Origin of the sequence: uncultured Shimia sp. (genome assembly GCF_913054185.1) — a bacterium.
In the GTDB taxonomy this organism is placed as follows: domain Bacteria; phylum Pseudomonadota; class Alphaproteobacteria; order Rhodobacterales; family Rhodobacteraceae; genus Shimia.
This window is the reverse complement of record NZ_CAJXIV010000116.1, coordinates 1-11,600: the sequence shown is the minus strand read 5'-3', so window position 1 is coordinate 11,600 and position 11,600 is coordinate 1. Positions and strand designations below refer to the sequence as shown.

Genomic DNA, 11,600 nt, shown 5'->3' with positions numbered 1-11,600 from the left:
CGGAGACCACAGGCTTTGCTGTTTGCCTTGAGGAAATCCCGATGGCAGCGCCGGACGCAGCGGTCTCGTTGTGCAAAACCCAATTCCGTCGCCCGGTTCTGGAAAGTTCGGTTGTGAACGCGAAGGCGGGATGCCTGTATCCAAATAACGCCCGCATGTTGCGAGAGGCGCAGCTCAAAGGATTCAACAACACATTGACCTGTGACGTGATGGGCAATGTGGCGGAGACCGCCACCTCCAACGTGTTTATGGTGCGCGATGGCGAGGTGTTCACTCCGATCCCGAATGGGACGTTCCTCGCGGGCATCACCCGCGCGCGGCACATTGAAAACCTACGGGCCGATGGCGTGACCGTGCATGAAACAATTTTGGGCTATGGCGATTTTGAAGAGGCGGATGAGATTTTCCTGTCCGGCAACATGAGCAAGGTCACGCCGGTAAAAGCTTTTGAAGACCAGCAGTATCAAATTGGATCGATCACCCGCCGGGTGCGCGAGATGTATTGGGACTGGGCCGCGACCTCTGCCTGAGGTGACAGAAAGAAACATTGCGCCCCAAAGCGCTAGGCGGCATGATCCCGGAAAGGGAGTGACAGGATGCGCAAGTTTCTCGTAGTGCTGGATGACAGCCGGGAATGTCTAAATGCGATGCGGTTTGCAGCGATGCGGGCCGCGCGCACCGGTGGCGGCGTGAAAATTCTGTCGATCATTCCACCGGAAGAGTTCAACCATTGGATTGGCGTTAGCGATCTGATGCGCGAAGAAACGCGGGAGCGGATCGAGGTGCATTACGAGGTGTTTGCCAAGTGGATGCGGGATCGCCAAGGCGTCGATCCCGAACTGAAGATCCGCGAAGGTGAAGCGGTCAACGAAATCCTCGCAGAGATCAAAGAAGACGAGGAGATTGGCGTTCTGGTGCTGGGTGCGGGCAATGACCGCAAAGGTCCAGGGCCACTGGTGTCTCAGCTGTCGCGCAACTCTGCCAGCTTGCCGGTTCCGATCACAGTTGTGCCAGGTGATTTGACCAAAGAGCAGCTGGAAGCTGTGACGTAAGTCCACAACTTTCAAACCTCAGTTTAGAATGAATCTAAACCTTGACTATTGCCTATCGCAGGCGCATATCAATCCCGATAGGAAAGGTCTGCCAATGTTCATTCAAACAGAATCCACACCAAACCCCGCCACGTTGAAATTCCTGCCCGGTCAGACCGTGTTGGAAATGGGCACCGCCGATTTCCCAACTGCGGACGGCGCGTCAGCCTCTCCTTTGGCGACCCGTATCTTTGCGGTGAACGGTGTGGCTGGTGTGTTCTTTGGCAATGATTTTGTCACCGTGACCAAGGCCGACGGTATTGAATGGGATCATATCAAACCGTCCATTCTTGGCGCGATTATGGAGCACTTCCAATCCGGTCAGCCAGTTCTCGCAGGTGATGCGGCGGCGCCCTCGGGTCACGCGGAGCACACTGGCGAAGATGGCGAGATTGTCGGCCAGATCAAAGAGCTTCTGGACACACGCGTGCGTCCTGCTGTGGCGCAAGATGGTGGTGACATCACCTTCCACGGCTTTGATCGTGGCGTTGTGTATCTGCACATGCAAGGTGCCTGCGCCGGTTGCCCGTCGTCTACATTGACCCTGAAAATGGGCATCGAGAACCTGCTGCGTCACTACATCCCGGAAGTGACCGAAGTGCGCCCTGTAGCGGTGTAAGCCAACAGCATGACCACACCTTTGGTACTTAGCTTTGATACATCGGCCGCGCATGTCGCGGCCGCTTTGCTGTGCGGGAACCAGATCATCGCGCGCAAGGTTGAAGAGATGAAGCGTGGGCAGGCCGAACGGCTGATGCCGATGTTGGAAGAGGTGCTGGCCGAAGGAGGCAAGACCTTTGCCGATCTGGATGCGATTGGCGTTGGCGTTGGGCCGGGGAATTTCACCGGTATTCGGATCTCTGTGTCAGCCGCCCGTGGTCTGGCGCTCGGCCTTGGTATTCCGGCTGCAGGTGTGAACAGCTTTGATGCCATTGAAGCAGGGCTAAGTGGTGACGGCGTGCCAATGGTCAGTGCTCCGCGTGCCCAAGGGTATCTGTTTCCCAAAGGAGGTACGCCTTACTTGGCCTCCGAAGAGGAATTGGCACAGGCCGCTCAAAACGCGCCTTTGGTGACGCCAGAGGCGGAAAGCCTTGTGGAACAAATCGCACGGCTGGCAGCACAACGGTACCAAGACAATCCCATGCGCCCTGCCCCGCTTTATATCAAACCAGCCGATGCGGCGCCTCCAAAAGACCCGGCGCCAGTGATCCTGCCATGACGCCAGAGGTGATGGCGGCGATTTATGCGGCAGCCTTTCCCAATGGTCGCGCTTGGAGTGCTGCTGAAATTTCGGACATGTTGGCCTCGTCATTGATTTTTGCCATCAAGGGTGACGTGGGGTTCGCAATCGGACGGGTGATCGTAGATGAAGCTGAGCTTTTGACCATCGCAGTGGCGCCGGATCATCAAGGCAAAGGTTTGGGCCTTGTTTTGCTGGATCAATTTGAAACCGAATCAAAAACACGTGGAGCGTGTTGGGCGATTTTGGAGGTCGCGCAGGACAATGCGGCTGCGCTTGCGCTCTATACCCGGTCAGGCTACGAAATCTGCGGTGAGCGGCCCGGCTACTACAGCAGACCTGATGGAGAGCAAATCACTGCCAGCCTTATGAAAAAGGCGTTAAGGTAGCGATAGGTGTGATTCGAGATCGGTCATTTTTGCCCAAACGGTCAAAAAACCGTTGACGCTAACGGTCTCAATCGCCTTAGTAACACGATGATCCGGCGGGATCTAAACAATAGACGGGACGGCAGCTCGCCAAAACAACGACCGACCCGCTCAATATATATGGGAGACATTTATGAGCCTCATGCACAAATTCCTCGGCGCAGCCGCGGCAGCAGCTCTTTCCGCAGGTGCAGCCCTGGCAGAGCCAGCGCTGATCTTTGACCTCGGCGGCAAATTTGACAAATCTTTCAACGAAGCAGCCTTTGGTGGCGCGACACGTTGGGCCGAAGAAACCGGCAACACATTCCGCGAAATCGAACTGCAGTCCGAAGCTCAGCGTGAGCAAGCTCTGCGTCGCTTTGCTGAAGCGGGCGCCAACCCAATCGTGATGACCGGCTTTGCCTTTGGCAACGTGCTGAGCGAAGTGGCACCAGATTACCCTGACACCAAGTTTGCGATCATCGACATGGTTGTGGACGCGCCAAACGTACGTTCCGTTGTGTTCAACGAGCACGAAGGCTCCTACCTGGTTGGCATGATGGCCGCACAAGCGTCCAAGTCCGGCACCGTGGGCTTCATCGGCGGCATGGACATCCCGCTGATCCGTAAGTTTGCCTGTGGCTACGTTCAGGGCGTAAAAGCTGTGAACCCAGACGCCACTGTGATCCAGAACATGACCGGCACCACCCCTGCCGCGTGGAATGACCCGGTAAAAGGCTCTGAGCTGACCAAAGCACAAATCGCACAGGGCGCGGACGTTGTATACGCAGCGGCTGGCGGCACTGGCGTTGGTGTTCTGCAAACCGCAGCGGATGAAGGCATCCTGTCTGTGGGTGTGGACAGCAACCAGAACCACCTGCACTCCGGTAAAGTTCTGACATCGATGATGAAGCGCGTGGACAACGCGGTTTATGAAGCGATGACAGCTGGTGTTGACCTGGAAACAGGCTTCAACGTGATGGGTGTGGCCAACGGCGGCATCGACTACGCCATGGACGAGCACAACGCAGCACTCGTGTCTGCGGACATGAAGGCGTCGGTTGACGGTGCGAAAGAAAAGATCGCATCCGGCGAGCTGGCTGTGCACGACTACATGAGCGACAACACCTGCCCAGTAGAATAAGCAGATTCCGGGATCAAACCCGGAGCTCTTTATGGGGGCCGTACCATTGCGGTGCGGCCCTTACATCTTAGAGGGGGACACTCAGATGGTTGATGCGTTAAACGCATTCTTTGTCGCGTGGGGAGACACCGACGCTACAAAACGCTCAGAAGCCCTCAAAGGGGCGCTGGCGGACAAATTCACTTACATTGATCCACGATCCGAAGCACCCATCGCCGACTTGGACGCGCTCAATGGCTATGTCGGCATGTATGCGCAATATGCGCCCGGTGCGACGGCGGCCGTGGTGAATACCAGCGAGACCAAAGGCCATCACCGACTGACGGTGGCTTTTCGCATGGCTGACGGCAAAGAACAGCTGGGCCAATACTATGTGGAACTTGACGCCGACGGCCGCGCCACGCGGATGATCGGCTTCGCAGGACTGGGAGAGCCTGAATGACGGCGCCTGCCATTGAACTCAAAGGCATTTCCAAAGCCTTTGGCCCTGTCCAGGCAAACAAGGACATTTCGATTTCGGTGCAACCGGGCACCATTCACGGCATCATCGGCGAAAACGGCGCGGGCAAATCCACGCTGATGTCGATCCTCTACGGCTTTTACAAAGCCGATGCCGGGGAAATCTTCATCAAGGGTGAAAAGACCCTGATCCCGGACAGCCAAGCCGCAATCCGCGCGGGTATTGGCATGGTGTTTCAACACTTCAAGCTGGTAGAGAATTTCACCGTGCTCGAAAACATCATTCTGGGTGCCGAACACGGCGCGATGCTGAACAGCTCGCTGGGCAATGCCCGCAAGGAGCTGAAACATCTGGCCGAGGAATACGGGCTGAATGTGAACCCGGATGAGGTGATCGAGAACCTCTCTGTTGGACACCAGCAGCGGGTGGAAATCCTCAAGGCTCTGTATCGTAAAGCAGAAATCCTCATTCTGGATGAGCCAACCGGCGTGTTGACGCCAGCGGAGGCGGACCAACTGTTCCGCATTCTGGACCGTCTGCGCGAAGAGGGCAAAACCATCATCCTGATCACACACAAGCTACGTGAGATCATGGAATACACCGACACCGTGTCCGTGATGCGGCGTGGTGAAATGACCGCAACGGTGAAGACGTCAGAGACCTCGCCGGAGCATCTGGCAGAGCTTATGGTGGGCCGGAAGGTTCTTTTGCGGGTGGACAAGAAGCCTGCGGAGCCGGGCGCAACTGTGCTGGACATCAAAGGTCTGCGGGTTGTGGATGAGGCTGGCGTGGAGCGCGTGAAAGGCATCGACCTGACTGTGCATGCTGGTGAGATTGTTGGCATTGCGGGCGTGGCTGGCAACGGGCAATCAGAGCTGCTCGAAGTGCTGGGCGGTTTTGCTGATGGCACCGGTGAGATCACCATGAACGGTGTGGCGCTCCCGCTGACCGGACATGGCGCAGACGGGCAAGCCCGCCGTGCGGCAGGAATCAGCCACGTGCCGGAAGACCGGCAGCGTGAAGGTCTGATCATGGAGTTTGCCGCTTGGGAAAACACCGTGTTTGGCTATCACCATTCGCCGGAAATCCAGAACGGCCTCCTGATGGACAACAAAGGCATCTACACCGAGGCGGAAGCCAAGATGCAGCGCTTTGACGTGCGTCCACCGGATCCGAAGCTGGCGGCGAAGAACTTCTCTGGTGGCAACCAGCAGAAAATTGTTCTGGCCCGTGAGATCGAGCGCAACCCGGACCTGCTGCTGATTGGGCAACCAACCCGTGGCGTGGACATTGGCGCAATTGAATTCATCCACCAGCAAGTTGTGAATCTGCGCGATCAGGGCAAAGCGATTTTGCTTGTGTCGGTGGAGCTGGAAGAAATCCTGTCTTTGGCTGACCGGGTGGTGGTGATGTTTGACGGTCATATCACCGGCGAACGCGACGCCGCGCACACAAACGAAAAAGAGCTGGGCCTGTTGATGGCCGGGATCACTGACACCTCCGCTGTGGCCAATGGCAACGGCGGCAATGACACCAATCCACAGGAGGTTCCCGCCGATGGATAAGATGCCGAAGTGGGCCGACATCGTCCTGATCCCCTTTATCTCGCTGTTTTTGGCAGCGTTTTTCTCAGCCCTTGTGATTTTGGCCATTGGCGAAAATCCCATTGCGGCGCTGAAACTTATGGTCGACGGCGCATTGATGCGCTCGGCTGGCTGGGGCTACACGCTCTATTACGCGACCAACTTTATCTTCACTGGCTTGGCGGTTTCGGTCGCCTTCCACGCCCGCCTTTTCAACATTGGTGGTGAAGGCCAGGCAATGCTGGGCGGTCTTGGCGTGGCCTTGGCCTGTCTTTACATCGACTGGCCGCATTGGTCGCTTGCGATCCTTGGGGCCTCTGTAGGTGCAGCCTGTTTTGGCGCACTCTGGGCGTTGATCCCGGCGTATCTGCAAGCAAAGCGCGGCAGCCACATCGTGATCACCACCATCATGTTCAACTTCATCGCAGCGGCGATTTTGAACTATGTGCTGGTGGAACTGCTGCGTCCGGTGGGCGCAATGGATCCGGCTTCGGCCAAATTCCCAGAGGCGGTGCACCTGCCAACCTTCCAAGACATGTTCTCCACCGAGGGCAGCAAACTGTTCCGTGGCGCCCCTGCAAACGTGACCTTCTTCCTCGCGTTGTTGGCCTGTCTGGTGGTTTGGGTGCTGATCTGGAAAACCCGACTTGGCTATGAAATCCGCGCCTTTGGCGAATCGGAAACAGCGGCCAAATACGCAGGTATCAGCCCGGTGCGCATCACTGTGATTGCCATGCTGATCTCCGGGGCACTGGCGGGCATGATGTCGGTCAACACCACCATGGGCGAGAGCGAACGCTTGATCCTGAACAGCACCGAAGGGGCGGGCTTTATCGGCATCGCCGTGGCGCTGATGGGACGCAACCACCCGTTTGGTGTGTTGCTGGCAGCGATCCTGTTTGGCTTTCTCTATCAAGGTGGTGCCGAATTGGCGCTGTGGACCAGCATTCCACGTGAGTTGATTGTGGTTATTCAAGCCCTGGTGATCCTGTTCACCGGAGCGTTGGACAATATGGTGCGCGAACCGCTTGAAAAACTCTTCATTGCGATGCGCCGGAGGAATGCCTGATGGACTTTCTGACACTACTTCAGGTTCTGGACACCTCTGTACGTCTGGCAACCCCGCTGCTGCTGGCCTGTCTGGCTGGCCTGTATTCGGAACGCTCTGGCGTGGTCGACATTGGCCTTGAGGGCAAGATGCTGGCAGCAGCATTCTTCTCCGCCGCCGTGGCTTTTTACTCGGGCAATGCTTGGGTGGGATTGCTGGCTGGTGTGGGCGCCTCCGTGGCGCTCGCGATTGTTCACGGCCTGGCGTCCATCACCTTCCGCGGCAACCAGTTGATCTCCGGTGTGGCAATCAACTTCCTCGCTGCAGGTATGACGGTTCTGGTGGCGCAAAGCTGGTTCCGTCAGGGCGGGCGCACGCCGCCATTGCAGGGTGACGCGCGCTTCAACCCTATTGAGTTGCCATTTGCGATTGGCCCGTCAGATGCCGCCGCAGCTGACAGACCGTTAAGCCAGTTGATTGCCGAAGCTGGCCCGTTGCAGCAGTTCTACTCCGAACTGATTTCGGGGCATTCGTCGCTGGTGTATCTGGCACTGCTCACAGTGCCGTTCACCTGGTGGCTATTGTTCCGGACCCGGTTTGGCCTGCGTCTGCGGGCTGTTGGCGAAAACCCGGCTGCGGTGGACACGGCTGGTGTGTCGGTAGTCTGGCTGCGCTATGCGGCGGTGCTGCTTTGTGGTGTGCTCTGTGGCGTGGCCGGGGCCTACCTGTCTTCCGCACTGCAGGCAGGCTTCGTGAAAGACATGACCGCTGGTCGTGGGTTCATCGCGTTGGCCGCGCTGATCTTTGCGAAGTGGCGTCCGGTGTATGCACTGGGGGCCTGCTTGCTGTTTGGTCTGTTCCAAGCTTTGGAATTGCGTCCAGACATCATCGAGAACGTGATTGGCCTTAAAGTTCAGGTCCAGTTGTTGGGCGCGCTGCCTTACATCCTGACTGTGGTGATCCTCGCAGGATTCGTCGGCAAGGCCATTCCGCCCAAAGCCAGCGCACAGCCTTATATCAAAGAACGCTAAGGCATCTGCCTCTCAGGTCTTCAAAAACCCCGCCCTCAGCAATGTTGGCGGGGTTTTCTTTTTGCGCCCTCTTTTCGTCCACAACTCAGGCCTGAATAAGTCCAGTTTGGGGGCATTGATCTGGCCTGTCAGTGATTTAGCGGTCCAGACAGGTTGCTTTTGCGTCCCCACTGGCGCTATCAAAAAACATGCAGATCTACCTCCCCATCGCCGAAGTCTCCGTAAATGCCTTTTTGCTACTCGGTTTGGGTGGCATGGTTGGGGTTTTATCCGGCATGTTTGGGGTTGGCGGCGGCTTTCTGATGACGCCGTTGCTGTTTTTCATCGGCATTCCACCAGCCGTGGCTGTGGCCACCGAAGCCAACCAAATCGTGGCCTCCTCTTTCAGTGGCGTGTTGGCGCACTTCAGGCGCAAAACTGTTGATCTCAAAATGGGCACGGTTCTGTTGTCGGGAGGATTGGTTGGCGCGGCGTTTGGGGTGGTGTTGTTTAACTATCTAAAGGCGCAAGGCCAGGTCGATCTGCTTGTGCGGCTGTGTTACGTGGTTTTCCTGGGTGTGATCGGCTCTTTGATGTTTGTCGAGAGCCTGAATGCCATCCGCAAATCCCGCAAGAACGCAGGCCCGCCCAAACGCAAGAAACACAATTGGATCCACGGCTTGCCCCTAAAGATGCGGTTTCGCGTGTCCGGGCTGTATATCTCGGTCATTCCACCGCTGATCGTCGGCGTATTGGTGGGTATTTTGGCGGCCATCATGGGTGTTGGCGGCGGATTTATCATGGTGCCAGCGATGATCTATCTGCTGGGCATGCCGACCAAAGTGGTTGTGGGCACATCGCTGTTCCAGATTATCTTTGTGACCGGCTTTACCACTCTGCTGCATGCGACCACCAACTACACCGTGGACATTGCTCTGGCGGTTCTGTTGCTGGTGGGCGGCGTGATTGGCGCGCAAGTTGGCACACGACTGGGCACCTATCTGAAAGCCGAGCAATTGCGCATATTGCTGGCACTTCTGGTAATTCTGGTTTGCGCCAAGCTGGCGTTGGACCTGTTGCTCGAGCCAAGCGAGCTGTTCTCCATTGGCGCAACGGGAGGGCACTGAACATGAAACGTCTGCTCCTCTCTCTGGCTTTGATTGTCGCGACGCCTGTGATGGCCGAAGAAGTTGTCTTGGGTTTGAGCCAGGATCAGGTTGCGATCACGGCTGATTTTGACGGGTCAGAAATCCTGCTGTTTGGCGCTGTGAAACGCGAAAGCCCGATCTTGCAAGACCCGCCGTTGGAGGTTGTGATTGCCGTGTCCGGCCCTAGTGGCCCGCTGACCGTGCGCCGCAAAGAGCGCAAGTTTGGCATCTGGGTGAACGCCGACGCAGTGGAAATTGACCACGCGCCAAGCTTTTACGCTGTGGCCACCTCCGCCCCGTTTAACGAAGCCATGTCCAACGTTGAAGACCAACGCCACCGCGTGTCGATCCCGCGTGCGATCCGCTCGGTTGGCGCGCCGATGGGCATCGAAGATGCGCAGAGCTTCAGTGAGGCTGTGATCCGCATTCGCACCAGTGAGGGCGCGTATCAGGTGCTGGAAAATTCGGTGTCGGTGGATGAGCAAACCCTGTTCCGCACCTCAATCAAAATGCCTGCGAACCTGACCGAGGGCGACTATCCCACGCGGATTTTCCTCACCCGTGGCGGCAAGGTGGTGTCAGACTACGAGACCGTAATCAACGTGAACAAGGTGGGGCTGGAGCGCTGGCTGTTTGATATGTCGCGCAATCAGCCGCTGATGTACGGGTTGATGTCGCTGGCAATTGCCATTGCCGCAGGCTGGATGGCCTCCGCCGCGTTCCAGGTTTTGCAGCGGCGCTAATCTGTCAGCAGGCTTGCGCCTTTGGCGTGGGCCGACTACCTGTCACAAAACCAAACACGAGGCATTTTATGGCGCAGACGCTTGAGCAGCTTGCAGAGATCATGTTGGACGCAGCCAAAGTGGCTGGTGCCGAGACCGCAGACGCGATGGTGATGCGTGGCACGTCGGTGTCCATTGATGTGCGTGAAGGCAAGCTGGAGCAGGCGGAACGCTCAGAAGGGGTGGACCTTGGGCTTCGGGTATTGATTGGTCGACGGCAAGCCAATGTCTCGATTTCTGATACACGCGCGGAAAGCATCGCGGTGATGGCCGAACGGGCCGTGGCCATGGCCAAAGAAGCGCCGGAAGATCCCTATGTTGGGCTGGCAGACAGTGATCAGTTGGCGCGAGACCTGGATATCGCAGGGTTGGAACTCTGCGACTCAACTGATGAGCCCGCTGCCGCCAGCCTGCAAGAAGATGCGATGATCGCTGAGGCGGCTGCCAAAGCTGTAAATGGCGTGAGCCAAGTGCAATCGTCCACCGGTGGATACAGCAGCAGCGAAGTGTTTTTGGCGGCCAGTAATGGCTTTGCCGCTGGATATGCACGCAGCAGCCGCGGCATCTACGCCACTGCCATTGCCGGTGAAGGTGACGCGATGGAGCGTGACTATGATGGCGATTCCCGGATTTTTCAGAGCGACCTGCGCGACGCCGCAGAAATTGGCACCTCCGCAGGACAACGCGCGGTGGAGCGGCTGAACGCACGCAAGCCGGAGACCGGCAGCTTTCCGGTGCTGTTTGACGAGCGGATTTCCTCGTCGCTGATTGGCCATGTGCTGGCAGCCGCAAACGGCGGCATGGTGGCGCGGGGCTCCTCTTGGCTGCGTGACAAGCTGGGTCAACAGGTGCTGCCGGAGGGTCTGTCGTTGATCGAAGATCCAAAGCGGGCCCGCGTGTCCGGCTCCCGCCCGTTTGACGCCGAGGGGCTGCCGACAGCGCGACGCGCAATTATCGACAATGGAATACTGACCGGCTGGACATTGGATTTGGCAACCGCCCGCAAATTGGGCATGGCCTCCACAGGCAATGCGGCGCGAGGGATTTCTTCGCCGCCGTCCCCAAGCAGCTGGAACGTTTCCCTCACCCAAGGGGACAAAAGCCGCGCCGAGTTACTCAAAGACATGGGCACCGGGCTTTTGGTCACCTCGATGATTGGCTCCACCATCAGCCCGACCACCGGCGACTATTCGCGCGGTGCCGCTGGGTTCTGGATCGAGAACGGCGAAATTGCCTATCCGGTGAATGAATGCACCATCGCGGGCAACCTACATGACATGATGAAGTCGATTGTGCCGGCCAATGATGCCCGCACGTATCTGTCGCGCGTTGTGCCTTCGCTGCTGATCCCGGGAATGACCCTTGCCGGTAACTGATCTTGACCTGTTGATTGCAGCGGCGCAGCGGGCTGGCAAGATTGCCACCCGATACAACGGCCCGGATGCCAAAGCCTGGCACAAGCCAGAGGGCGCGGGGCCGGTCACAGAGGCTGATCTAGCGGTCAATGAGATGCTTGAGGATACGCTGCGCGCCGCGCGGCCGGATTATGGCTGGCTCAGTGAGGAGTCGCTGGATGAAGGGGATCGCATTCATGCGGAAAAGACCTTCATCATTGATCCCATTGACGGCACCCGTAGCTTTATCGAAGGCTCTGACACCTGGGCCCATGCGCTGGCGATTGCCGAGC

General features: G+C 57.7%; 14 protein-coding genes. All 14 read left to right on the top strand.

Going from position 1 to position 11,600, the window contains the following annotated elements:
* The coding region (locus QZ517_RS18070) for a branched-chain amino acid aminotransferase (protein WP_294229761.1) at window positions 1-530 on the top strand (530 nt) is incomplete at its 5' end.
* Window positions 531-596: 66 nt separating this feature from the next.
* Window positions 597-1,052 (top strand): universal stress protein, encoded by a 456-nt coding sequence (locus QZ517_RS18065; protein ID WP_294229758.1) that lies wholly within the window; start codon window positions 597-599, stop codon window positions 1,050-1,052.
* Window positions 1,053-1,146: 94 nt separating this feature from the next.
* On the top strand, window positions 1,147-1,710 hold the full coding sequence (locus tag QZ517_RS18060) for a NifU family protein (protein WP_164644348.1): 564 nt from the start codon (window positions 1,147-1,149) through the stop codon (window positions 1,708-1,710).
* Between the two features lie 9 nt (window positions 1,711-1,719).
* Window positions 1,720-2,310, top strand: a complete 591-nt coding sequence (gene tsaB / locus QZ517_RS18055; RefSeq protein WP_294229755.1) for a tRNA (adenosine(37)-N6)-threonylcarbamoyltransferase complex dimerization subunit type 1 TsaB — start codon at window positions 1,720-1,722, stop codon at window positions 2,308-2,310.
* Window positions 2,307-2,720, top strand: a complete 414-nt coding sequence (locus tag QZ517_RS18050; RefSeq protein ID WP_294229751.1) for a GNAT family N-acetyltransferase — start codon at window positions 2,307-2,309, stop codon at window positions 2,718-2,720. The genes tsaB and QZ517_RS18050 overlap by 4 nt, the downstream gene beginning before the upstream one ends.
* Window positions 2,721-2,892: 172 nt before the next feature.
* A complete protein-coding gene (locus QZ517_RS18045; protein WP_283424008.1) occupies window positions 2,893-3,882 on the top strand; it encodes a BMP family ABC transporter substrate-binding protein in 990 nt (329 codons plus the stop codon).
* Window positions 3,883-3,967: 85 nt separating this feature from the next.
* The gene (locus QZ517_RS18040) at window positions 3,968-4,324 is read left to right on the top strand and encodes a molecular chaperone GroEL (RefSeq protein ID WP_294229746.1); all 357 of its coding nucleotides are present in this window, start codon (window positions 3,968-3,970) and stop codon (window positions 4,322-4,324) included.
* Window positions 4,321-5,907, top strand: coding sequence for an ABC transporter ATP-binding protein (locus QZ517_RS18035; RefSeq protein WP_294229743.1), 1,587 nt, complete (start codon window positions 4,321-4,323; stop codon window positions 5,905-5,907). The genes QZ517_RS18040 and QZ517_RS18035 overlap by 4 nt, the downstream gene beginning before the upstream one ends.
* Window positions 5,900-6,994: an ABC transporter permease gene (locus tag QZ517_RS18030; protein ID WP_294229740.1), complete on the top strand. Its 1,095-nt coding sequence runs from the start codon at window positions 5,900-5,902 to the stop codon at window positions 6,992-6,994. Before QZ517_RS18035 ends, QZ517_RS18030 begins: the two co-directional genes overlap by 8 nt.
* Window positions 6,994-8,004 carry an ABC transporter permease gene (locus tag QZ517_RS18025; protein ID WP_294229738.1) on the top strand — a complete coding sequence of 337 codons (1,011 nt, stop codon included), beginning with the start codon at window positions 6,994-6,996 and terminating at the stop codon, window positions 8,002-8,004. The genes QZ517_RS18030 and QZ517_RS18025 overlap by 1 nt, the downstream gene beginning before the upstream one ends.
* Window positions 8,005-8,192: 188 nt before the next feature.
* On the top strand, window positions 8,193-9,110 hold the full coding sequence (locus tag QZ517_RS18020; protein WP_294229736.1) for a sulfite exporter TauE/SafE family protein: 918 nt from the start codon (window positions 8,193-8,195) through the stop codon (window positions 9,108-9,110).
* A 2-nt stretch (window positions 9,111-9,112) separates the two neighbouring features.
* Window positions 9,113-9,874: a TIGR02186 family protein gene (locus tag QZ517_RS18015; RefSeq protein WP_294229733.1), complete on the top strand. Its 762-nt coding sequence runs from the start codon at window positions 9,113-9,115 to the stop codon at window positions 9,872-9,874.
* Between the two features lie 68 nt (window positions 9,875-9,942).
* A complete protein-coding gene (locus QZ517_RS18010) occupies window positions 9,943-11,289 on the top strand; it encodes a TldD/PmbA family protein (RefSeq protein WP_294229730.1) in 1,347 nt (448 codons plus the stop codon).
* A partial coding sequence (locus tag QZ517_RS18005; protein WP_294229727.1) for an inositol monophosphatase family protein occupies window positions 11,276-11,600 on the top strand: 325 nt, incomplete at its 3' end. The genes QZ517_RS18010 and QZ517_RS18005, both read left to right, overlap by 14 nt.